We start from the raw sequence: 24,114 nt of genomic DNA on the forward strand, positions 1-24,114 counted from the left end.
AACACCATCCTCCCAGGCTCTATGCATTATAATTTCAATCAACAAAATCATTATAAAAACATTCTTATTAAAATGGTGTAAAGGAACGCAGGCCGGATATAAAGATGGTATAAAGAAATTAAATTTAAGGATTATCCTTGCAAGTTATCGTTTTTTCAGGTAATACTAGATTGACTGATAGTTCTATGCTATAATTTCTCAAGAAAAAAGCAGCATAATATTACTGCAGGAGGATAAAAAAATGCAAATAATCGTAGTAGGTTGCGGTAAGGTAGGCTCCAGATTCGCACAGATGATGTCGGAAGAAGGACATGATATCGTAGTTGTAGATAATAACAATGAAAATTTCAAGTTACTGGATCAAAATTTTCGTGGATTAAAAGTGTTGGGGGTTCCCATCGATGAAGATGTTTTAAAGCAGGCCGGTATTGAAAGTGCCGACGGTCTGGCTGCATTAACACCGGATGACAATATCAATATGATGGCATGTCAGATAGCGAAAGAAATTTTTAAAGTTCCGCGCATCTTTGCCAGAATTCAGGATCCTATCAGAGAACAGGTTTTTTATCAATTCGGTGTTCATACCGTGTGCCCAACCAATATGGCAGTTCAGGAGTTTCGTGCACTAATGATGGGCGAATGCAGCACAACAGCCTGTTATATTGACAATAACATTATAGATTTTGAATATCAGCGCGTGAGAGAAAGTGATATCGGAAAAAAGCTCAGTGATTTATCGGTCCCCAAGGATAGCATGATCCTGGGATTAATAAAAGATGGGGAGCTTCACTTCAACCAGCCTTCATTGAAATTAGGAATCGATGATGAAATTGTCATTGTCAATAAATTATAAAGGAGATGCCAATGGATATTGTAGTTATAGGCGGAGGGAAAGTCGGTTATTATCTTGCGAAAACCTTGCTTTCCTATCATCATAGAGTAAAAGTAATTGAAATCAAACGAAATATCTGTGAAAAAATTGCAGACGAACTGAATATACCTGTATATAACGGAGACGCCACAAAGGTGGATGTCCTGAAAAATGCAGATGTGTCCAAGGCCGATATTTTTATTGCCGTTACCGGACTTGATGAGGAAAACCTTATTGCCTGCCAATTGGCAAAAAATAATTTAAGAGTGGGAAAAACAATTGCGAGAGTCAATAATCCTAAAAATACAAAGGTATTCCTGACTCTGGGTGTAGATATCCCTGTAAGCAGTACCACCATCATCGCCGATATCATCGAAGAAGAGGTGGATTATGCAGGAATGAAGACCATAAAAAACATAAAGAATAATAAATTAATTATCAGTGAAATTGAAATTAAAAAAACCTCCCCGGTATTTAACAAAAAAGTCAAAGACATAAAAATCCCAAAGGATTGCATGCTGGCCTCCATTATTAAAAACGAGGAGGTACTAAGGCCATCAGAAAATCTGGTTCTATTGGAAGGAGATTCTGTCATTGTGATATCGGATCACGAAAACAAAAGACTTCTCAGAGATCTTTTTGTAGGTGCTTCCGAATAATCTTTGTGAAAGAGTCTCTAAATATTCTAAGGAGTCTCCAAATATTCTAAAGCTTCCATAGAAGCTAGCCTACCATGATTTTACCTTCCGGGAAAACGGCATTCTGCATTCGCTTATTTGCTCTCATGGCAATGGCAATGGCAAAGGTCAGAGGGCCGACTCTTCCAAGAAACATGGTAAATATAATAAGGATTTTGCTGATATTATGAAGGCTCGGAGTCATCCCGGTGGATAGACCTACCGTTCCGAAGGAAGAAGTAACTTCATAGAGCACATTGATGAAGCTTAATTTCTCTACTCCATTAATGATAACCGTCATAATAAAGATCAGAACCATGCTGAGTCCCACAATTGACAGGGCTTTGCTGACAACTTCCTGAGACACTCTTCTTCTAAGGACGATAGTTTCACTATCGCCCTTTATATTTGAAATAATAGCCATCAAAATAATTCCAAAGGTTGTTACCTTAATACCGCCAGCCGTAGATCCCGGTGCCGCACCAATATACATGAGCAGAATACTGACCATTTTAGATACTTCGCTCATCTCATCCAGAGGCAGCGTATTAAATCCTGCTGTACGGCAAGTAACCGAGTGAAAGAACGCCGCATTCACCTTTTGGAACAGCGTAAGACCACCCATGGTATCCGGATTGGAATATTCCAATCCGAAGAAAGAAACAGCGCCGAATACGATCAGGAAAAAAGTCACGATGAGTACGATTTTGGTATGAAGATAAAGTTTGTGTTCAATACGGAAGTGATAAAGATCCTTCCAGACAATGAAACCCAACCCCCCTACGATAATGAGCAGCGCCGTAGCATAAATGACGAGAGGATCCTCATAAAACCCTGTCAGGGAGCTATAGTTGCCAAATAGGTCAAAGCCGGCATTGCAGAAGGCTGAAATGGAATGAAAGATTGAAAGATAGATCCCTCTTACACCAAATCGCGGCACAAAACTGATGGAGAGAAATGCAGCGCCGATGAGCTCAATGACAGCCGTAATCAAAACAATATTCTTTATCATTCCCAAAACATCTGTATAACTGTATTCGCTGATTGATTCCTGTGCAATAATTTTGCCTTTTAAGCTGACTTTTTTTCCCAGCAAGACCGAGAAAAAGGTAGTCAGGGTAACGAGACCGAGCCCGCCGACTTGTATCAAAATGAGGATCACAATCTGACCCAGCAATGTCCATTGGGTCAAAGTATCTGCAACTACCAGACCTGTCACGCAGGTAGCCGATGTTGCGGTAAAAAGCGCATCCAAAAATCCGATACTTTTTCCGTCATTGGAAGCCATCGGAAGATTCAGTAAACATGCACCCACAAAAATAATCATGACAAAGCTGGATACAATGATTCTGGTAGGAGAGATGTTGGTTAATTTTTTATTTTTTTTGCTATAAGTGATGTATGCCATGGAAAGCCCTTTCTGAAAAATATCTTTTATGTCTTAATCTTGTCCAATACTCATATATTGTTCTATTCGACCAAAATCCATTCGTTTATTGTACCATTTCTGTCTTTTCATGTAAATACCAATCGTACCGAGGGAGCATTATGCTTTTAAGCTCTTATTTTGCCAAACACACCAGGCGGAAATTGCGGCAATTACCACGATTGCTCCAAACAATGCATACAACCCGGGCGCCTCTCCATCGAACAGGAATACCCACACCGGATTCAGCAACGGTTCCAAAGTTCCGATCAGTGAACAGGCCAATGGCGGGCAGTGCTTAGATGCGATAGAATAAAGCACGTAAGGTATCCCCAGCTGAAAGATACCTAGTATGATTACATACAGCAATTCCAGCGATGTGGTATGAAAATCCACAAACAGCAGGGAGCAGATGCCCACAAGAGAGGTAAAGATATGCGCCAGAAGGATGCCGCTCATCCGAACGGAATCATCTTCAGCTGCCTGCCCTACACAAACAAACATGACGGCAAGGAAAAAACCTGCTATAATGCCGAGGATGTTACCGACAATACTTCCCGGTGACAACTGATCAAAGAAGAACAAGGCAATTCCTCCTGTCGTTGCCAATACTACGGAAATATCTCCCCTCTTCAATTTTCGTTTGAACAGAAATGCCGAAAACAGCAAGATAAAAATGGGTGCCGTATATTGCAATACAATCGCATTTGCTGCAGTGGTCAATTTATTTGCGATGACAAAGCTTATGCAGGAGCCGGACAAGCCTATCCCCGCGCAGACAGAGTACTTATTTATTTTTAATTTCCTGCCCGTTGACGCCATAAAGATTCCAATGACGGCTGCCGAAAGGATGCTCCTGGCTCCGGCTATTAAAAGAGGATTCCAGGATATCCACTTGATAAAAATCCCTGCGATGCTCCACATTACTGCGCATAATACCATGAATAACATTGCTTTTCGTTGTTGTGCTATGGTTCCCATTGTTGTTCGATTCCTTTGCTTCATTTCTATTGATTCCGGCAGCTCAATCGTTGCGGGCTCCGCAACCTCAGTTGCTGCCGATCCTCTATCATTATATAACGTTCAAGGCGGATTGTCTAAAGATTCGACACGAAAGAAAAGCTTTCTCAAAAATTGTTTTGGAGTCATGCAGATTCGTTAGATCTTCTTTTCATTTTTCTATAACCTGCTTGCATTAGATGGACTTTGCCGTGTAAATTTGCTATACTCGTCTAAAATAAATCGCCGAGGTGACATATGGCATACATTTACCTGGGTTTGGCCATAGGAGCTGAACTATTTGCAACAACATTGTTAAAGTATTCAGACGGTTTTTCAAAGCTTTTACCATCTGTTAGTTCCCTGACATTATACGGTTTATGCTTTTTCTTTCTCTCAAAAGCACTGCAAAATATCAGCCTGAGCGTTGCCTATGCAACCTGGTGCGGTTTGGGAATTGCGGTGACCACCCTGATCTCCGTTTATCTCTTCAAAGAGCATCTAAGCGCCATCGGCGTTATCGGCATTCTATTGGTTATTGCCGGTGTAACCATTTTAAATTTCTACGGTCCATCCGGCTGACAGCCCTCACATTTATCTTTTATTCTAAATACTATAAAGGATAGAATAAAAGAGGTGAAACATCATGTTATCTTATTGTGCAAGTTCTCAGTTTCAGCACAACGACAGGGTCGTATCTTTGGTATATCATCATCCCCCTGAAATTATGCCCGGAACAAAAGGAACCATATTAACACCAAGAATAGGCAGTCTCTATACCGTACAACTGCCCGACGGCGAACTTCACCGCTGGTTTTCCGGTTCTGAATTGGAGCCGGATCGTTCGCTGAAATATACCGACAGAATACTTTGCCCGGGATCCATGGCCCGGATCATAACCTCCGAAGGTCATCCGCAACATATCTTTCCCGGAATGACAGTACGTATTATAAAAGTGATAGATCCTGTGATTTTCTATGATCTCATGATAGATGGATACGGATATCATCGATGGCTGGCGGATTTTGAAATCGCTTCACTGGATTTAGTTTCGGCGGTATGATGTAACGGATGATGCCATAAATAAATAAAAGATAGGCCTGCACCTATCTTTTATTATGGGATATTACCTCTATTCCGGTTATTTGATTTCAAATTCACAGTGAACAATTGCCGTGATTTCTTTTTCCAGCGAATAAGTATCATTCATTCCATAATCAGATACTTCGTTTGAATAAAGGGGCGTGATCTGAATAACCCCCATGTCTGCATATTTCAATTGTCCCAGCTTATTCCCGGCATTTTCTGCAATCATTTCCGCTCGTTTTTTTGCGTCTTTTGTAGCTTCGGCAATCATGGTAACCTTCAAGTCCGCAATTTTTGTATACAGATATTGAGGTGCATTTGACTGAAATTGAACACCTTCGTTAATAAGCTCGGTAACATTTCTGGATATATCCGTGATTTTTTCTATTTCTTCAGAACTGATGGTAACGGTTTGATTGAGATCGTAATATTCGATGTCGCCGGTATACTGTCCGTTCGGCAAAATAACATAATATGGGTTTGTATTGATTGATGAAAAAACAATTTTATCCTTTTCAACACCTTTCTTGATCAGATAGTCCTGAACAATATTTTTATGTACCTCGAGCTGCGTATAAGCATCCTGCAGCGATGGTGATTTCGTATGAAAATATCCGGTCCAAACAATCAAGTCGGATGTTATTTGCTGTTTTGCGGATCCGGTGACAATGATTTTATTGCCGCTTCCTTTTAATTCAGCAATACCGCCCGCCATCACCACGGAAGATACGATAATGCCTAAGACCAGGATCATTGCTACAACACTGTTGGTTATAAACTTGCTTTTAAATTCGTTCATTCAAAACTCCCCCTTTGAATCGATTTTAATTTTCATTTGTAAGCGTTACAAATGAAACATGCCACTATGATATTTTACCAATTCTTTCCGATGTTTGTAAATATATTTATTGTAGAACACGATTCAGTAACTCTTATCTTTCATTGGAATATTATATAGTAGTCAATTCGATATATGATTCATTTTATATTGAATAAACTTACTATTCCAGTATGAAACGAAGGAGCTGATTTCATGAAATATATCGTTCAGCCTTGGGAAACCTGGGAAACAATGAATTCCCTGGCCTCAAGATATGGCGTAACAGTAGATGAACTAAGAAGAGCAAATCCGATACTAAACTCTATCAATTTATATCCTGGCATGATTTTAACCATTCCAGGACGACAGGCCGTCACCCTTCCCTCAGAGGGATATATTGAATATGTTGTTCAACCCGGAGATACATTATTTAATCTAGCAAAAAAATACAGATTGGACTATGGAAGAGTTATTGCTCAAAATCCGCAATTAATCAATCCAAACCGGATCTACCCGGGAGAAATCATTTATTTGATCTACTTAGGATATTAGAGAAACATGAAATGGGGCTTTCTCAAAGATTGGGATAGCCCCTTATTTAACATCTATTATTTTCCTATAGGAATACATTTCACCAGCTCATAACGAAGGAGATGTTTATTTTGAGTGCAAATATTATATTATTGTTGATTGTGGCCGCAGCCTTATTCGGCAAAGCAAATACGGTTGCCATAGCGGCGGGAGTTTTACTCATTCTCAAATTGATGGGCCTGGATAGATATACATATCCTTTTATAGAAAAAAACGGTATCACATACGGCATCATTATCCTGATCGCAGCAATACTGTTACCCATTGCGAACGGAACCATAACGGTTGACAGTATCAAAAATATATTTGTATCGTGGATTGGAATAGCCGCGTTAGTGTTATCTTTTATCACAACTTATTTGAGCGGTCAGGGTCTGGATTTTCTTACCACCCTTGGGCATAGCGAAGTAATGCCCTCTTTAATCATAGGTGCGGTCATTGCAGCATCCCTTTTAAACGGGCTTCCGGTAGGGCCGTTCATTACGTGCGGGTTGCTGGTCGTGCTGATGCAGATCGTTGAAATCTTTAAAAACTGAGTACGAATGACTGAAATGTCCATATTGAAATGACATCTGTCAAATGACTCGTACACCTAATAATTGGGCTATATCTAAAGCCTGAATCATATTTACTTTCGCTCCTCGTAATTCCGTATGAGTATCCGATACCATAATGCCGTCTATCGTACACTCTGTTAAATCAATTCCTTTTAGTGGTGTTTTAAAGAAATCAACTTTTGTAAAATCTACTTTGCTGAGACTTATTTTCTTAAATTTCACTTCAGACAGAAAGGCTTCTTTAAAGTTACATTCTTTTATCGTACAATTTTCCCAAATAGTATTGACACAATTTGCGTAAGGAAAAGAACTCCCAACCAACCGAACTTCTTTAAAAACAGTTTGATTGAACTTGCTTCCGTCAGCCTTGCAGTCCCTGATTTCTGCGTTTTTCCAATAACTTTTGGAAAATATACAATTTGAAATATCACAATTTTCGAGGGTCACATGATAAAAAGCGGCCCCTGTAAAATCACAAGCTATAAACCTGCACTTTATAAATTGTACGGATTCAAAATCAACCTTAGTCATGTCCATTTCTGTGATTGTCTCATTTTCAAAACGTATTTCCTTGATAGGATTTTCATCTGCTTTTGCCTCTAAAATTTTATCACTTAACATAAATAAGCCTCCCAAAGCCTCCATATCAGGATGGTCAGTCAATGAGCGTCCATTCTATCTGAATAAATTAACGCCTTTAATGATTGGATATATTTTCTAACACCTATTATACTATAAATGTTTATTCGTGCACTCTCTTTTCCTTTTACTCCCTTCTATTCCGTTACATTTGCCTGTAAGCAAAACGAAAGCTGACCTGACGGTTCCATTTTTGTCTATTGTAATGCAAAGTCCATGATGTTAAAATGTCTTTAATTATACATTCGGAGAACATCGCACAAATACCATAGATCTGAGAGAATCCAATACCGCAGAAGGTCATATGAGATGATAGATAGGGAGTAAAAATTGTGAAAAAGAACAGACATTATTACATGCTTCTAGTTACTGCAATATCAATGATACTTTTATTAACATGCGCTCCTTTCTTCCATGAACCGTTGGTAAAACTGCTGTCCGTTGTCTCCTATATTACATGGCATAGCATTTTTGAGTTTTCTAGTATCATTATCTCGATCTGCATCTTCTGTGTCGCATATTACTCATTTGAGCAAAACCGGAATTTCAGAAATCTGTTTCTGGGCAGTATGCTGCTCCTTATGGCGTTTATCGATTTTTTCCATACAATGACCTATAAAGGAATGCCTGTCTTCCTTGTTCCGATCACCACTTCCAATACGGCTACGACCTTCTGGATCATTGCCAGACTGATTGGGGGATTTGGATTGCTGGCTGCCAGCATCATACCTACCGGACTGAAGTTTCGACTTAACAAAGTGTTTTTTTTCATTCTGCCCGTAGTGATCAGTCTGTTGATTTTGAATCTGGTCATTTATCATCCGGGAGTACTTCCCCTGATGTATATCGAGAAGGAAGGACTGACGGATACGAAAATCCTGCTTGAGGCTGTCGTTATATTATCGTATCTTTTCGCGGTTTTATTTCTAATAAGAGAATATCGAGAGAGCCGTGACAGAACTTTGATGTTACTGTCCGCTGCACTGATCATTGGCATCTTCAGCGAACTGTCCTTTACGCTTTATGTCGATGTATACGGCGTTTATAATTTCCTCGGTCATCTGCTTAAGTTCACCTTGTACTTCATCATCTTCAGGGTCACATTTATACAGAATATCAAACGGCCTTATCTTGATCTTTCCATCGCGAAGGATGAAATCAAAAATTATGCCGACAATCTGGACAGGATCGTTGAGCAAAGAACGGAACAGATCAAGCAAATCAATCAAAAACTTCTTGATGATTTGGAATACGCCAGAGACATCCAGCTGTCAATGCTTCCAAAAAAGCTTCCAAACTCCCAGAATGCAGTGTTTGAAGCATGCTATTTTCCGGCAGACCGGGTGGGCGGTGATTTTTATAATATTTTCAAAATTAATGAAACAAAAATAGGCATGTACATCGGGGACGTATCCGGTCATGGTGTATCTGCCGCAATGCTGACGGTATTCCTTAATCAGAGTGTCAAGGCAAAAAAGGATAACGCGCACGGCGGTGCCAAAGAGGTTCTGCTCCCTTCGGAGGTTTTGAAGAATCTTTTCCTGGATTTTAACGAAACAGAATTCAAAAGCGAAGTATACATCGTTATGCTGTATGGTATTTATGACCTTGAAACCAGGGATTTTACATTCTCATCAGCGGGTTTAAACGTACCCCCTCTGATTTTAAACGCTTCGGGAGAGGTCAGTGAATTAAGCATCAAGGGCTTTCCGATCTGTAAGTTCCCGAACATCCAGAATGTGGAATACCATGACTCTACCGTCAAACTGAAAAATGGAGACAAAATTTTATTCTATACAGATGGCCTCACCGATGCGGAAAACACGCAGAAAAATCAATATTCAGACTCAAGATTGAAAGGTCAGCTGCAAAAGAACAAGAGCTTAAGTACCTCACAGCTTACGAAACTAATCTCGGATGATGTGTTCCGGTTTATCGGCTGCGGCAAGCCGCAGGACGACATCACGTTTTTTGTCATGGAAGTTAAAAGATAAGTCAAAAAAACTAATTGGTACATACCAAAAACATTGTTCCCAGTAATGTTTTTAAGATTATCTTCCACTTTCTATAATTTTTTTATTTTTATTTCTTTCTCCCATTTTCGCCTCAAAAACATAATATTACATTCCTATACTTTATCGAAGATATGACGTACGAAAGATGACAGCGCAGCAGTTATAAGGTCTATCAAATTAGACATACGCATTTACCTCATCTTTCCCATGCAGACCGTTCCGGTAGTGAGGTTGTAAAAATAGATCCGATCGCCGAAGATGGAAATATTCCGGCAATATGCCTTATCCGAAGTCTTGAAGATCACGTTTCCGCCCCTGTCAAATACCATGATCCTGTATTTTGCCGTATCTGTTTCCCCGAAGGTGCAGACGAGATATTCCCCGCTGCTGCCCATGATAGCCATATCGTCAAGGACAGCGCCTTCATTCAGGTTCTTTCCTTCAATATCGTAAAGGATTTGATCGGAACGCTTCATCCAATATATTTTCCCGTTCAGTACGAGGAAGTTCTGAATGTCTTTCGGCTCCAGGGCAAATGTGTTCGGCGTCACTTTTCCCGGTTCCGGGACAACTACCTGCCTGATCTTCTCTTCCTTTCCGTCTTTGATCGACTGGCGGTAGAAGGTGCCATCACTGTGGTAATAAAGAAAATCTCCTTCCATTTTGAATGCCAATACTTCTTTATCACTGACCCTGACCGTTTCACCTGTATTGATATCCACCCTGTATATTCCGTTTGTGGCGTCCGGTTTCATGCCGTCAGCGGAACTGTACAGGGGATCCTTGAATGCAAGAATGTAGAGATCATCTCCCACCAGATATACATCGTCCGAGCCACTTCCGCCGCTGCTGCCATCTTCCTGTGCCGTCCATGCCCAGCCGTAAAGGTAATCCGTGCTTCCAAGCGGCTTGTATTCGCCGTCTCCAATCTTCATGGAAAGATTGCCCGGCCCCGGCGCCCCGCCTGTAAAATAGGAAAAGCTTCTGTCGCCGAAGGTCTTGGTTCGAGTATAGCTATTTTGCAGCTCATCGGTCGTACCGTCGTCGTTAAGCCGGAGCAGCCAATCGGACCCCATGACGGCTCCGCCCTGATGATATTTCAGATACGCCGTACCGTTTTCAACATACAGGTTGGGATAAACATATTCTCCGTTGCCGTATGACCATACGGGAAGCTGGTAAACGGTTTTCATTTGTGATGGGTCGGCCAGCTTAGCCTGTATGATTTGCCCTTTTTGGTTTTCGTAGTAAATGTATTGGTCCGTCACCGTAGCACTGCCGGGAGTGCTTTCATATTCTCGCTTCGCTACGGCGGTTGCCGGCTTTTTCTGCTCCAGCCTGATGTTGTCAGAATTGATGACAAGCCCGTCTTTGTTGCTGAAGCTGTAATCCCAACCGAATTCATTGACGCCGAATTCCCAAGTCATGGGGAAATAGGTGATATTCCGGAAGGACAGCAGCGGATATTTCTGACTGCTGTTGTCTACTGCCTTTCCATTGATCCTGATGGGGAAGCCCGGTACGGTCGCCCTATAGCTGCCGCTGTTTCTGGTGTTTGATTTGTAAGGCTTCCAGGCCGCGGCGATTCCCGTTTTCTCGATTAACAATCCTCCCGAATTTCCTTTCCATTCCGATTCCAGGCCCAAAAATCTGCTGCCGCTGTAAGTCATGGGGAAATATGTGATGTCGTTATATATGATAAACGGATATTTATCGTAGCTGTTATCGACCTTGGTTCCGTTTACCGTTACCGGAAAATCCGGAATCGTAACCGTTGCAGATTTCGCATATACTGCTGTTGGGACTAAAAGAATACATAGGATGAATAAAGGGATAATGCGTTTCATTTTCACTGTTTATTTCCTTTCATTAATCATAGAAATGTTTAACTGAAGATTCATAATATACTCTTTTGATTGAAACACCCTGCTTCCGTCAAAGCTGGTATATGTTCCCTCGTTCATATAGGTAAAGCCTATTTTTTTTATTATCTTTTCTGAGGCAACATTGTCTATAGCATGAGCAGCAAACAGTTGCTTCGTTTTGAGTTCATCTTTTGCAAATTCCACAATTCTTTTGGCTGCTTCTGTTGCAAATCCTTTTCCCCAGCAATCCCGCGCCAGATTATACCCAATCTCATACATCTGATGCTTCTGTGAATAAATTAATCCCCCACAACCGATCAACCTCTTATTTGCCTTTAAAACAAATCCCCAATTGAAAACAGTATCGCCCATTTCTGCAGCTTCTTCGCTAACCAGCCATTCTTTTGTTTCTTCAATATTTTTATGTAAATTCCATCTCATGAAGCGCGCTACTTCCGGATCGCTTCCCCAGCTTTCAAATATAGCTTCCGCGTCTTCAATTTTTAATGGCCTTAATATTAATCGTTCGGTTTCTATAACTGGTGTTTTCATTCGATGCTCCTTTCATGTTGTGTACTGACTACTAGCCCATCTTTTGGATTAAGCGCTAAGCATTCTTTAAGATATTCTTGTGCCTGATCGAGGTCTCCTTTTTGGGAATATGAATATGCTAATTTGGCTAAAGTTAATTCTTTGTACGTGTATCTCAAAGGATTTAAGGAAATTATGGATCCGTATTTATTCAGTATTTTATGCTTTGTAAAAAAAGTATTACATTTATGAAAACAAATAATTGCTCCTTCAAAATCACATGTTTTCATTCTCCTATTTCCTTTTTCACTATTGAAAAAAATAGTATAGTAAATTAAATATCTATAGATTGATACAATTAGTATAGATACTACGAATGCATTAAAAACATTCTTTGACAAATTGGTAAAATAAATTACTGCTGTTAGCAGTGCTATTATACCTGATCGGAGTAATGCGCGAAAAACCGGCCTTTGGATAGGAATATCTATTTTAAATCATCCTCCTTTTCTCTGTTTCTTATTAACTTTTAACCAAGTTAGCAATCATAAATGTCTCTCATTATTTATCAATTCGTTAATGTTATGGTATAGCCTTGTTCGTGAATATTGAGCTGGGACGGCCATTGATCGTCCCTACAATTGCGCCCTTTTATTATTAATCCAACTCTGTCCAAAATCTACTGCCGCCTTTTGTCTAAAGAATTTTGACTCTGCAGAACCGATATAACCAATCGTTGCTTTTGAGTGTTTCTCAAAATCTTCTCCTAATTCTTCAAATAAATCCGAATCCATTTCGATATCATCATATTCCTGCCAAACCCTGATTCCTTTATTAAGAATAGGGGCCCCTAATTTTTCGGTCTTTGGGTTTGTGGCCCTATATTCAGAAAGATGAAAAGAAGTATTATTACCAAAGCCCACTCCCAGAAGCAAGACATAGCCATCTAAATCGTATACCCTTTCCAATGGAGAATTTTTACCTAGTGAATAATCTATAGAATGATTTTCTGTGATTTCTCGTGCATATTTCCCCCAGGCACAAAATGACATCGCGGGATGGGAGCTTCTAATTACATGGGGAAAGTTTCGAAAAGTCTCTGGTATAACACCAATTCCACTAGTTGGAGTTATATCTTCTTCAAAAGCCGGCATCGTTTTCTTTATTTCATTGATCCACTCTTTTGGTACAGGAGGATTTTGCCATTTGGATGGATCTGAATAATTGCCTGAATGTGCAGGCATAACGAGTGTTCCTTCTTGCGTCACTGCATCCATTAAGGCTTGGATCACGGCAACAGGCCCACCACAAACCCAGCCGATTGAACTTAGTGATGAGTGAACGATTAGTACCATACCTTTTTTGATGCCAAGCTTAACAAAATCCTTTTTTAAACTCTCCCTGGTATTCAATATCTTTGTTTTTTTTATTACTTGCTCTTCGTTCATTTTGATTTTCTCCTTGTCACTGACAAAAGGTCTTCATTCTTTTATTATACCATTAACATCATAGCTGCCACCTTGTAAACGGTAAAATAAAGTGTACTTCTTCGCTATTGAAAATAAGACCGTTTTATGGTTTAATTTATTGTATATAAATAATTGCACAGGGGAGCTGGGATTGGCCAGCTGAGAGTAAGAACCACAAATCTTTTACCCTATACCTGATCTGGATAATACTAGCGTAGGGAGTTGTTAATACTTATATTTTTATAGTATTTTAGACACCGGTTCTACGAATTGGCGTCTTTTTATTTTGGCTATTAAAGCACAAATCCTATGCGGCATTCTCCAAAAGAAGAGAGGAGAACGAAATGAAAACAAAACAATTGACCTTATCCGCATTATTTACCGCTATTGGAGTCATAGCAGGCAGCATGATTTATATCCCAGTGGGGATATCTAAATGTTTTCCAATTCAAAGCTCAATAAATGTCGTTTCCGCTGTAGTCCTGGGACCATACTACGGTACAGCCATTGCATTCTGCATTTCATTAATAAGAAATATAATTGGCACAGGTTCCATTCTAGCTTTTCTAGGAAGCATGATTGGGGCTTTTTTAGCCGGAATCATTTTTTATAAAACAAAAAATGTTCTGGCTGCTGTAGCTGCGGAGATGTTTGGTACAGGCATTCTAGGAGGTTTGTTGGCTTTTCCTATAGCTAATCTTATAATGGGTACCGAAGTAGCAGCACTGTTTTTCATTCCTCCATTTTTAATAAGTGCCATCGGAGGAAGTATCATCGCATATTGCCTTGTAAAAATTTTGCATTCTTCAAAAATTCTTATTTTAATAAAAAAGAAACCGAAATTTAGAATTTGACTATTACAAAAACTAGTAAAACACAACTGATACATGCAATAGAGGTTCGCTGTTCAGAGGTCCATAAACTAAGCTAGTGATATAACCCTTTACAATCTATTTTGTAAGGGGTTATTAATAATCTCACCTAGCAATTTTACTTTTCTGTATACAATAATTGAATTAATAACATCTGCACAGAATACAAACTGGAATATACCATGGATAATCGCTGTTTTTTTAGATAGCTTTTCTTCATGAAAGGCTCTTATTACCCCAGCTAATCCTATCAATCCACTTAAGAGGATCGTCATTCCGTCCAGAATCATTAAAGCAATTGATATGCCAAATGTAAATATTGTAAGTAAGCATATTGAGCCGACGCAAAATATGAGTATATATGCCGGGATATGTATCAGTTTTATGACCATGTTAATACGCAGCAAATCTTGTGCTTCCCGCTTCTTTATAAGGCCTGTAATAAACACTACTATGGAGAAGACAAGTGCAATAACATATAAAATCAGCAAAGCCAAAAGAAGGTAAGAACCATCATTAGAACAGAATGTTTTCATAAAATTCTCATTAAACATGCATAGCAGCGTGAATACAACCAAATATGGGAAAATAATTACCGGCAGTAAGGGCAAATATCTTTTCAAACTCATTCCTCCTTAACAGCAAGAAGCTGGAACGTATTTCTTTTCATATAATCCCTCTTTGGAAAATACAAAGAACCTACTACCCTTCTCCCACTTTTTTATGAAAGTATCCGTTTTCATAATGATCCCCTTCAAAATAATAGTCTATATTATAAACATTCATTTATGGCTTTTGACTTTGACGAATACTTCTAAATATATCCCTATTTCTTTTTTCAGCCTTTTAATAATATCGTATATTTTCATTTCCCTCCAATTCTCCTTTCTGAATGTGTAATTATCATATCATTAAGTCTTCCTGTTATTACTTTAATGTACAGCTGGAATCTGATGTCCTAATTTTAATTTTCAGGCCAGATGTCAACATAGATCATACTCATAATCTCATCACCAAATTAGAATTTGTCGGTCTTGTACTGTTAAATGATGACTTCACCTAAGATTTTATCATGTGGAACAATCAAGCACTTTTCTATCGCTTTCCAATAAGTTTCATACAACTGTTTTTGAGATTTACCATAATTTTCATCTGTATCAAATTCCCAGTAGAGTGCATAGCGAACACATTTTACAATACGAGTAAGTTTGTCAGGTTGAAGTCCATCCTTAATAGTTTTCATATCATTTATATAATGTGTACGCTGTATAAGTCGAAGAGATTGACAACCGTCTATTGCTTTCATCATTTTACCAGCGTCTTTCATAATAGCTTCAAACTCATCCGTCTTATCTGGCTTTACCTGATAAATACTAATTTCCGAAAATGACATCCTTCTACCACCTCCAAATACCTGTTAATCTAAAAGTTATACAAATAACCTTCACATATAGGATATTGTACTATAAATGAAGTAATCTTCAATATCGGTTTGATAAATTATTTCTGCTTATGTATACAACTTTAAAAAAGATACTCATATGTCAACAAACCAACTCCTGAGAATGAAAACTAAGTCTTCAAAATCAGACATTCCCCTACTCAATATTACAGTACTTTTTCAGTGCTTTGCTTTTATCCATATACTGCTCGTCATTGAGATATCCTATCTCTTTCAATTCGGAATCGGTTCTTAATTAATAACACTAAACAAGAGAATTGGTTTTGCACTTTTCGTTTGGTGAGTTAATTTTAAATAAGAGCTGAATCTATTTATTCATCTGATTATTAGTCAACATCTATTGAATCATTCGTAGAATATCATCCTTTAATTTTTCACTCTGATGAATTTTATAGCCACCTTTATCAGCACTTTCGTATATTACATTGGTATTACCGAGCAAAATGTGCATGGTTTTATTTCCATCTATGGCATCAATCTCAATATCACCAACGGTTATTTGAGTTGGAGCAAAAGGGAGACGAATCTTGCTTCGAGAGTACGAACTAATAATCTCAGCTAGCTTTCCGCAATCAAGCTGAGATGTAATAGCTTCTTCTCTATAGTCGGAATCGATTATAGCAACATGATAAATTTTAACATCATCTAAATTGTTTATTATTGGGGATGGAAGTGAATAGTACGTTGTAATAATGACTATTAAGCATAATATCGGCGCAATAACAACAGCTCTTTTCTTCATGAATAAACACCTCCGGAATAGGTAAGATGGTGACTTTATTTAACTGTTTCTTCACAGTGATTTAATGGCTTTACCTACTTATATATTGAATTTGGTTCGATACTTAATGAAGATTATGCTGCCAGTTCTTCATCCCAATTTTTTGTATAATAGACAGTTAAGTAATATAAGCAGGAGGGCGCATTCTCAATGCACGGCCTTAATCCCACACAGACATTTACCAAATAATACCATAATATGAGGTGATCTTCAATATCAGTTTGGTAAATTATTTCTGCTTATGTAAACAAATTTAAATAAAATACTTTTATTGAACGTTAAATACTGTATCGTTTATTTTTATTCCCATTAAAAAAACTTCCTCTCTTGAATGTACTTGTTGACAGCAAGGAAATTTTCCTATTCTTTTATTTACAAAAAATCTTCAGGACTTCTTTTTTTGCCTATAATATAATAGTGCTTCAATGGAAAAAATTAAATAACCAAAATACACTATATACCAATAGACTCCATAACCTGGATCAATATTTTGTATTTTAATAGCTTCTGGAGTGGCTTCGATTACATATCCTTGCCATCCGCCTTTCAATACGTCATTGATTACAGAACGGCCCTCTGTATTATCCAATACGTAGCTCTCTTGGCAGTAATATCTGTCCAAAAGAGGAATCTTAATGTAATTTGCTATACCTATTTCAGTCTTTCTAACAGAAAAGAAAACAATTTGTGTCACTTTTGTATTCTTTTCAGACAAAATAATAGTGTTTTGATATTTCTCCGAGATGTCTTTGCCTATCTCATTTTTTTCTATAGTAAAAAATATGATAAATATGGATACGACTAAAACACAGACTACAGCAAAGGTTACATTTATTTGTTTAAACTTGTTCATAATTTAATGATAAGCAAAGATTAATAACTTATATCCCTTTGCCTCCTTTTTATATTTGAAATCACTGTGCTAAAATGATTTTTCTATATATTAAGACCCTTCTGAGAGATGTTTTGTGACCGATAAATTTAACTTTTTTAGTACAGGGGTGATAAACGAAATAGAAGATTTCTATTCGCTTATGTTGCCCAAAGGGCAACAACACGTTGTCATCACTCTTCTGGCTATGTTCATACATTTTTCTACATCCTGTTCCGTTACTGTCAACGGTGTGTCAGCCGGGTAGCGTGCTTCAATGTAATACTGATTCAGATAAGCACAATCTTTTCTGACCAGAGATGCCTTATGGGCATGGCCTTCCCATGCCTTTCACTAAAAAAAGCAGGTTATGAAAACCTGCCAAATCCCTACCCCTTTGGAATAACAAAAATTATGACCGGCATAAAAAAAGATAGGTAGTGATACCTATCATAATTTTTGTGGTTGCGGGGCAAGGATTTACACAGATGTGCTTTTCTACTTTACATAAGCACATCTGCCGTCCCGCGCTTGTGCGACAAGCTTGGACCGCCCGCCTAAAAACAGTCCACGACTGTTTTCTTTACGTCGGACGCCTGTTCAGGTTCAAATCCCTACCCCTTTGGAATAGCAAAAATTATGACCGGCATAAAAAAAGATAGGTAGTGATACCTATCATAATTTTTGTGGTTGCGGGGCAAGGATTTGAACCTTGGACCTTTGGGTTATGAGTTTTAATTGTTACTTATTTTGTTTTATTCCATATTCAACTAATCGTTTGTAATTCAACACAATCTCCTTGTATTCTTGTTGTAATTTATTCTAGTTTTCTCCAACTTCCAGTGAAAAAGTTGGAGAAAAGTTGTAGAATTTTCATTGTGCTTGCTTACTACATATATCAATAATTTCATAAATATTTGAGTCTTGCAAATCCTCCATTAAAACATTAATCAGCTGGAGGGGATACATATTCTTATAATTTATTTGATCTAATCCTTTTACCATTTTTAAAAATTGACTAGAATCAATTAGTTTTAAATAATAGGCTTCAAACGCTAAGCTAAAAATTCCCGAGACCAGCCTTGTTGTGTTTATATGCCAGAACATATCATCACACACAAAACCCTGTGGTTTTGTACCTTCATATAGTAAGATGTTTAGAGTATCATTATCGTATGAATCAGGATTATGCACCTTAATTTTGTTATTATAATTTAAAAAAGGAACATAAAGTTTACGGCTATCATCAATTCTTAAAATACTCTCTGCTATACGTTGCAAAATATCGTCATAATAAATTGGCGTCCCGCACCTACCTTCAGCTAAATCAATAGTTGGCACACTATATTTTTCAATAATCTCTTCACATAAGTTGCCTGACAAAAAGCATGTTTCATTTTTTTCTATTATATCCAGACAATCTAAATATCCCGCAAGTAAAAGTGTCGATACATGAATGAGTTTTTTCCCTTTAATTGTAACAATATCATTGCTAATATTATCAAACATCCTATTATTTTTATCTAGGGTTTTTAGTGTTTTCATATACTCTTCAAGAGTAAATACATTCATTAACGTTGTAATAAATTCACCATTATTTATAATCTTATTTTTCAACTCATCAGTTTTATCTTTGCCTATTGCTTTATTAAGCGCTTCAAAAATCTCATCTGTATTATCTGGTATTGTAATTTTCTTTAAATTAAAGGCTTGATCATTACTAAATACTATAGTTGTAACCATCTTCATTATTAAAGAGAGAGGTTTTGATTTATCAAAATCAACTGTATCTGTTATTTCAATTCCATTCCTTGCATAGATTTCATTTAAGTCATCATTTTTAATAGCATAAAATTTCATATCTGATGAATAAATAATATCCTGTTCACAGAATGTGAAATCCTCACCTCCCAATGTATTAATAAAACAAAAGTGCGTAATAGCTTTTTCTAAGTCTGTAAAATCATTGATATTCTTATTCATTAGTATGTCGATGTAATGAATTAAATCTAAATAATCTTCATCTTTTATTCTCTTATTTAGAAAACTATATACCAATAGGATTCCTTTTGATAATCCTTTTCTATTGCATAGATCAGTTATTCTTACTAAATCTATCCCCCCTATTCTATTCTCGCTTATATAGCAAGCCATGTTATATAGGAAGGCTTCGATTGAATCGTTATGTAAATATTCAACTTCATCTAGTTTCTCTAATAATAATGAAAAAAGCGAATTAATTTCATCTGCTTTCACTCCGAAAGTATAATATGATATAAGAAATAATTCTGATAAGGTTATAAAGTTAAGTTTGTCAAATGAATTGCCTCTAATTGATTTATATATGTTTTCAAAATCATTAAACTCACAAGCGATCTCACACTTCTTAATCTGTGTCAATATATATAGAATTATCCTATCATACTCTTGCACATTCTCTATACTTAACTTGTTTATAATAATTGTTAGCCAATTATTATTGGGGGCTTCTTTCATGACCTTTAAATATCTCTCAAACATTGTCAAAGTGCAGATTATTTCATTGCACTCTGCTAATTCTTTTAAAAAGTCTTCATATTGGATGAGTTTATTGTCATATTTTACAAAAAGAATGATATCTTTTTCTACTATTATTTCTTGTTTTTGTATCTCCTCAAAATCTATGATTTGCCCCTTGTAAAATTTCGAAAGGCTAATAAATAAATCTAACACAACTTTAATATTTTCATTTCTAGGTTCAATATCTAAACCAATAATACCATCAAAATGATTATGAAATAGTTCATTGATCAATACTTGATAAACATCTTTCATCATATAAATATTGTCAGAAGAATTTAAGCCTTGAATTGTTTCCTTTAGGTTATTCGTATGTTGGTTAAAACCTAAAACATATTTAGAAAATGGATCTAAAAACATAAAATAGTCCTGGATAAATTTATTTAACTCATCTTCATATTTTTTATCGTCTTTTATTGTTGCAAGCATTTTTTTGACTCCTGTTATTGTTCTGCATATATCCGACTTCTTCTTGTCAGAAAACAAATCAATATAAGGAAAAATAACTCTATCATACGATATGAGAAATCTTTCTAAATTTAAAGAACTCCAATTTTTCATGATTGCATGATGATTAAGATCAATAACAGAGATAAACTTCGACAAGCATATAATATCTTTAAGAGCACGATTTGGTTTTTCAAGTAAATCATATAAATACTTTTCCACGAATCTCCGGAATCCATTATGATTGATTATCGGTGATTCTAATGTCATATTTTGTGCGTATATTAGTAGACATAAAACTATACTTTTACCTAAATAATTCGGCCAACTTATAAGAAACTTTTTATCGTTAATTATTCTCATAAGTTGATTTATTTGGTCTTTTCCATTTTCCGTAAATCTTAGATTAATAAATCGCTCGTCCTTTGCGAATTCTTTTATCAATATATCTTTAACTTTATTCAGTTCAAAGGTTTTCTTTTTTAATTCATATATATTTAGCCATAGCTCATAATAGCCTTCCTCGTCAGACAGGCCTTTAGTCTTTTTGGTATTTAAGTCAATTAGTTTTTCTTCAGCATTATCATAATAACCTAGGTCATATATGTCCGTAATTATTTCAATCTTTTTGCGTACATCTTCAGTTACAGAGTATTGTAGCTCAAGCTCATCTAGGTTATAAAGTTTTTTATCATTATCACTCATTTTTTTGTTCCTCTATCAACTTTTTATAATTAATATAAAATAGTTTAATATTTTTATTTTGTTTCGATATTCCTTCTATTTTATCAATATAATCCTTGTCTATATAACTCAAAAAACTAATAAGCAATTTAAAAAAAGTAAAATCATTGACCGTTATATTTAACGTCATATATGTATATAAATATTCAAATTCTTTCTTTTCTTTTAGGATGTACAACAAGGCATTATTGATATCCCTCAAGATTTCATTAATCTCATAGTCCTTGCTTTGTAATAATTCTTGAAGTGTATTTAAAAAAGCATTTTCCTTATTATTAAAGCATCCTGTTGTTACACTTTCACATACGGAGATTATTTTATATTCAGTTTTTATATTACTTCCAATTAATTCCTCACAATAATAGTTTATTGTTCTTCCATTGATATTACAGTAATAATAAAATATTTTAAGAAAGAGGTAACTATCCGCAGCCGTTGTTTTTACCGATAAAGATGTATTAAATATTGGAATTAGTTTCTCGAGATGTATCTTAATTAATTGCTTATCTTCAAGATTATCACTTTTGGTTATTGAATTTTGAATTTCCATTAAATAATAACCAAGCCTATACTCTTTATCTCTTTTTAATTCTTTAATAATGATTTTCTTAACATAATCCGGATATTCCTTTGTGATAAAATTCTGATGATCAAGAACCGGTCTTAGTATAAAATATAAATATATCATGCTATATATAATGAAAATTGATAACATGGCCGAAAAAGCTGCCTTAAAACTATACTTCCATATACCAATTTGAAAATAAATAATAAAATAGCAGATCAAAGTCCATAAACTTGGCAAAAGTAATAGTTCGACTTTAAAACGAAACATATTCATCATTGGTACGCCAATACTTTTTCTATTAAAATAACCATTTAGCAAAGCATACCCTGCAAACAATATAGCAGAGAATGAAAACATCCCAGAGATTGCTGCAATTATTAGGGATTCTTTTAGATCCATAAGACCTCCATTTTTATAATTAACATTCTGGCGAGGAAAAGTAAGTTGTCCGATCTACTTCTAATTTACTCCAACAATTACTAAAATACAACATAATCTTCCATCTTATTTGCTTACTTTAATTTATAAAGCCCTACTAATTTGAATTTATCAATTTAATAGGGCTTTTTTTGCTAATTGTAATTCACAAATCTATTGCTGAATCTTACAGGTTCATTAGCATTCTTCTCATTAATTCTAAAGTGCTTGTTATAGTAGTAACCGACATTTTGAGGAAGCTCTTTAATTTTATCTGGAGGTACCTTAAAACTTTTTACAACTTTCACTGTTCCCATACCACTTAAATCTTGCCCCTGAGTTTGGCTGGTCATTTCGATGGTATCTCTTGTCCCCATAATTTTTGCTAATTCCTCGGCATCCCCCGGATCATTTTGCCTATAAGCAAGAAACACATTCGAGTTGCCGATTATTTGATGCGCTAACTTCTCATTATCGTCACAGTATAGATCTGATAAGGACTGGCACATGGCTATTGCCTGTATTCCTGCCGATCTTCCTTTATTAAATACGCTTAAAATATCGTCAGATAGATATGTCTGGATTTCGTCGCAGATTATTAATACTTTCCTCCTCTCGCTTTGAGGCATGGAGTTAATTTTTGAAATCATTTTCTTACAGTCTTGTATTATTAATGCTCCCATGATTTCTGCGAATTCTGCATAGGATTGTCCATCGACTAAAACCAGTATACAGGCATTTTCATTGTACACATCCATCAGATCTAGTCCCTCGCTTGAAAACATCTTTCCACCAGTGCCTCTAATAAATCGCCCAAGTCTCGGGATTGCATCTTCAGCGCTTTTACTATTAGTTTCAATCACACGTTTCCAATCTGAGTATTCATCATTCTTGATAAGGCCGTTTTTCTTAGCGAATGCAAGCAAGTCCAAACAAGTACTTTTATTTGAGCATCTGACGACGTTATGAATATCAATTGGCTCATCAACTAATTCCATAAGTTGAACCATTACTTGCCAGAAATCAGCTGCCTGAGCTTTGTAATGCGGCTCACTCCAATCTGATAAACCAATAATCTGATCGATTATTTGGGTTTCGTTGCAGTTTTTAAACGTGTTTATTCTATGAGTATGGTAAGGATCAAGCATGTCTACGACATAGAGTTTCTTACTATACTTTTTGCATAGTTTTGGTATAACATCGTAAAATGTGAAATCCCCTTTATCCCCTTTACCGTCAATAATAATGGTGACGTTGTCGTTCTGAACATATGCTTCTGCGATATTCAGAACCGCAGAAGTCTTTCCACATCCGGTTGAGCCTATAGCGATGCAGTTAATACCCTCTTTTGTTGGAATCGTCACCTGACGGTTATTTGAGAATCCGATCACCGCGTACTCTCTTCCATGAAAGCCCTTACTGCTGCTTTCTATGTCCTTATAGACAGTTTTAGGTATAATTCTATCCTCTAAGGATGCTGGCTCAAGTATAATCAATGCTCCAGTAATGGCGATCGTTGACAGAATAATGGGAATGGGATTGAATAACCAGTTAAATAGTTTCATCTCCTGTGTGCCAAAAATGCTTGCCATATTATTTGAAATGTGCTGCATTTGTCCGACAATTACAGCCTCGATTCCGCCACTGCCTACTATAGTAACTGTTAGTACCAGTATTATTAGCATGGCACCCACTGATATTGCTTTAACTTTTATGTGTCCATATTTAGGAGCAAGATATTTCGTAGCAGTAATGGTTAGAACACCTCCAAGTATTAAGGCTATCGGCGAAAACAACGTTGCCGCTAACATAACCGCTACTCTGAACTTCAATATCATGCTTTCTGT

Annotated in this window: 24 protein-coding genes and 1 riboswitch; of the genes, 8 read left to right on the forward strand and 16 right to left on the reverse strand. The window is 36.6% G+C overall.

Going from position 1 to position 24,114, the window contains the following annotated elements:
- Positions 1 to 241 precede the first annotated feature (241 nt).
- Both KCX82_RS03980 and KCX82_RS03985 read left to right on the forward strand, forming a co-directional pair.
- Positions 242 to 853, forward strand: a complete 612-nt coding sequence (locus tag KCX82_RS03980; RefSeq protein WP_227017151.1) for a potassium channel family protein — start codon at positions 242 to 244, stop codon at positions 851 to 853.
- Positions 854 to 864: 11 nt separating this feature from the next.
- Complete coding sequence (locus tag KCX82_RS03985) at positions 865 to 1,530, forward strand: NAD-binding protein (RefSeq protein WP_227017152.1); 666 nt, start codon at positions 865 to 867, stop codon at positions 1,528 to 1,530.
- Positions 1,531 to 1,594: 64 nt separating this feature from the next.
- Here the strand turns inward: KCX82_RS03985 and KCX82_RS03990 are convergent, their stop codons facing one another.
- Both KCX82_RS03990 and KCX82_RS03995 read right to left on the reverse strand, forming a co-directional pair.
- Positions 1,595 to 2,956, reverse strand: coding sequence for a TrkH family potassium uptake protein (locus KCX82_RS03990; RefSeq protein ID WP_227017153.1), 1,362 nt, complete (start codon positions 2,954 to 2,956; stop codon positions 1,595 to 1,597).
- A 138-nt stretch (positions 2,957 to 3,094) separates the two neighbouring features.
- Positions 3,095 to 3,979: a DMT family transporter gene (locus KCX82_RS03995; protein WP_227017154.1), complete on the reverse strand. Its 885-nt coding sequence runs from the start codon at positions 3,977 to 3,979 to the stop codon at positions 3,095 to 3,097.
- A 252-nt stretch (positions 3,980 to 4,231) separates the two neighbouring features.
- Here KCX82_RS03995 and KCX82_RS04000 point away from each other — a divergent pair, with 252 nt between their 5' ends.
- Positions 4,232 to 4,555 (forward strand): DMT family transporter, encoded by a 324-nt coding sequence (locus KCX82_RS04000; RefSeq protein WP_227017155.1) that lies wholly within the window; start codon positions 4,232 to 4,234, stop codon positions 4,553 to 4,555.
- A gap of 64 nt (positions 4,556 to 4,619) precedes the next feature.
- The gene (locus tag KCX82_RS04005; protein ID WP_227017156.1) at positions 4,620 to 5,036 is read left to right on the forward strand and encodes a hypothetical protein; all 417 of its coding nucleotides are present in this window, start codon (positions 4,620 to 4,622) and stop codon (positions 5,034 to 5,036) included.
- 78 nt (positions 5,037 to 5,114) lie between these two features.
- Here the strand turns inward: KCX82_RS04005 and KCX82_RS04010 are convergent, their stop codons facing one another.
- Positions 5,115 to 5,858 (reverse strand): SIMPL domain-containing protein, encoded by a 744-nt coding sequence (locus KCX82_RS04010; protein ID WP_227017157.1) that lies wholly within the window; start codon positions 5,856 to 5,858, stop codon positions 5,115 to 5,117.
- Between the two features lie 234 nt (positions 5,859 to 6,092).
- Between KCX82_RS04010 and KCX82_RS04015 the strand changes: the two genes are divergently transcribed.
- Both KCX82_RS04015 and KCX82_RS04020 read left to right on the forward strand, forming a co-directional pair.
- Positions 6,093 to 6,431, forward strand: coding sequence for a LysM peptidoglycan-binding domain-containing protein (locus KCX82_RS04015; protein ID WP_227017158.1), 339 nt, complete (start codon positions 6,093 to 6,095; stop codon positions 6,429 to 6,431).
- Between the two features lie 110 nt (positions 6,432 to 6,541).
- On the forward strand, positions 6,542 to 7,006 hold the full coding sequence (locus KCX82_RS04020; protein WP_227017159.1) for a DUF441 domain-containing protein: 465 nt from the start codon (positions 6,542 to 6,544) through the stop codon (positions 7,004 to 7,006).
- Positions 7,007 to 7,045: 39 nt separating this feature from the next.
- On the opposite strand, the gene KCX82_RS04025 is transcribed toward KCX82_RS04020, so the two are convergent.
- On the reverse strand, positions 7,046 to 7,648 hold the full coding sequence (locus KCX82_RS04025) for a pentapeptide repeat-containing protein (protein ID WP_227017160.1): 603 nt from the start codon (positions 7,646 to 7,648) through the stop codon (positions 7,046 to 7,048).
- 350 nt (positions 7,649 to 7,998) lie between these two features.
- Between KCX82_RS04025 and KCX82_RS04030 the strand changes: the two genes are divergently transcribed.
- Positions 7,999 to 9,660, forward strand: a complete 1,662-nt coding sequence (locus tag KCX82_RS04030; protein WP_227017161.1) for a PP2C family protein-serine/threonine phosphatase — start codon at positions 7,999 to 8,001, stop codon at positions 9,658 to 9,660.
- 212 nt (positions 9,661 to 9,872) lie between these two features.
- Here the strand turns inward: KCX82_RS04030 and KCX82_RS04035 are convergent, their stop codons facing one another.
- The 4 genes from KCX82_RS04035 to KCX82_RS04050 form a co-directional block, all read right to left on the reverse strand.
- Positions 9,873 to 11,528 (reverse strand): DUF5050 domain-containing protein, encoded by a 1,656-nt coding sequence (locus tag KCX82_RS04035; RefSeq protein ID WP_227017162.1) that lies wholly within the window; start codon positions 11,526 to 11,528, stop codon positions 9,873 to 9,875.
- A 9-nt stretch (positions 11,529 to 11,537) separates the two neighbouring features.
- Entirely contained in the window at positions 11,538 to 12,098 is a 561-nt protein-coding gene (locus KCX82_RS04040; protein WP_227017163.1) for a GNAT family N-acetyltransferase, read from the reverse strand.
- A complete protein-coding gene (locus KCX82_RS23210; protein ID WP_227017164.1) occupies positions 12,095 to 12,367 on the reverse strand; it encodes a tetratricopeptide repeat protein in 273 nt (90 codons plus the stop codon). The genes KCX82_RS04040 and KCX82_RS23210 overlap by 4 nt, the downstream gene beginning before the upstream one ends.
- 345 nt (positions 12,368 to 12,712) lie before the next feature.
- Entirely contained in the window at positions 12,713 to 13,525 is an 813-nt protein-coding gene (locus KCX82_RS04050; RefSeq protein WP_227017165.1) for an AAC(3) family N-acetyltransferase, read from the reverse strand.
- A 149-nt stretch (positions 13,526 to 13,674) separates the two neighbouring features.
- A riboswitch (TPP riboswitch) is annotated at positions 13,675 to 13,785 on the forward strand.
- A gap of 105 nt (positions 13,786 to 13,890) precedes the next feature.
- Here KCX82_RS04050 and thiW point away from each other — a divergent pair.
- Positions 13,891 to 14,400, forward strand: coding sequence for an energy coupling factor transporter S component ThiW (thiW, locus tag KCX82_RS04055; protein ID WP_227017166.1), 510 nt, complete (start codon positions 13,891 to 13,893; stop codon positions 14,398 to 14,400).
- 89 nt (positions 14,401 to 14,489) lie between these two features.
- Here the strand turns inward: thiW and KCX82_RS04060 are convergent, their stop codons facing one another.
- From KCX82_RS04060 to KCX82_RS04095, 8 genes are all read right to left on the reverse strand, one after another.
- On the reverse strand, positions 14,490 to 15,041 hold the full coding sequence (locus tag KCX82_RS04060) for a DUF6652 family protein (protein ID WP_227017167.1): 552 nt from the start codon (positions 15,039 to 15,041) through the stop codon (positions 14,490 to 14,492).
- Positions 15,042 to 15,460: 419 nt separating this feature from the next.
- Positions 15,461 to 15,811 carry an antibiotic biosynthesis monooxygenase family protein gene (locus KCX82_RS04065; protein ID WP_227017168.1) on the reverse strand — a complete coding sequence of 117 codons (351 nt, stop codon included), beginning with the start codon at positions 15,809 to 15,811 and terminating at the stop codon, positions 15,461 to 15,463.
- Between the two features lie 406 nt (positions 15,812 to 16,217).
- Positions 16,218 to 16,622: a hypothetical protein gene (locus KCX82_RS04070; RefSeq protein ID WP_227017169.1), complete on the reverse strand. Its 405-nt coding sequence runs from the start codon at positions 16,620 to 16,622 to the stop codon at positions 16,218 to 16,220.
- A gap of 424 nt (positions 16,623 to 17,046) precedes the next feature.
- Positions 17,047 to 17,514, reverse strand: coding sequence for a hypothetical protein (locus KCX82_RS04075; protein ID WP_227017170.1), 468 nt, complete (start codon positions 17,512 to 17,514; stop codon positions 17,047 to 17,049).
- A 171-nt stretch (positions 17,515 to 17,685) separates the two neighbouring features.
- Positions 17,686 to 17,850 (reverse strand): HEPN domain-containing protein, encoded by a 165-nt coding sequence (locus KCX82_RS23215; RefSeq protein WP_227017421.1) that lies wholly within the window; start codon positions 17,848 to 17,850, stop codon positions 17,686 to 17,688.
- A gap of 555 nt (positions 17,851 to 18,405) precedes the next feature.
- On the reverse strand, positions 18,406 to 21,243 hold the full coding sequence (locus KCX82_RS04085) for a hypothetical protein (protein WP_227017171.1): 2,838 nt from the start codon (positions 21,241 to 21,243) through the stop codon (positions 18,406 to 18,408).
- Positions 21,236 to 22,249 (reverse strand): hypothetical protein, encoded by a 1,014-nt coding sequence (locus KCX82_RS04090; protein ID WP_227017172.1) that lies wholly within the window; start codon positions 22,247 to 22,249, stop codon positions 21,236 to 21,238. The genes KCX82_RS04085 and KCX82_RS04090 overlap by 8 nt, the downstream gene beginning before the upstream one ends.
- A 173-nt stretch (positions 22,250 to 22,422) precedes the next feature.
- Entirely contained in the window at positions 22,423 to 24,078 is a 1,656-nt protein-coding gene (locus KCX82_RS04095; RefSeq protein WP_227017173.1) for a type IV secretory system conjugative DNA transfer family protein, read from the reverse strand.
- Positions 24,079 to 24,114 lie beyond the last annotated feature (36 nt).

It is taken from the genome of Sinanaerobacter chloroacetimidivorans, assembly GCF_018128545.1.
GTDB classification, from domain to species: Bacteria; Bacillota; Clostridia; order Peptostreptococcales; family Anaerovoracaceae; genus Sinanaerobacter; species Sinanaerobacter chloroacetimidivorans.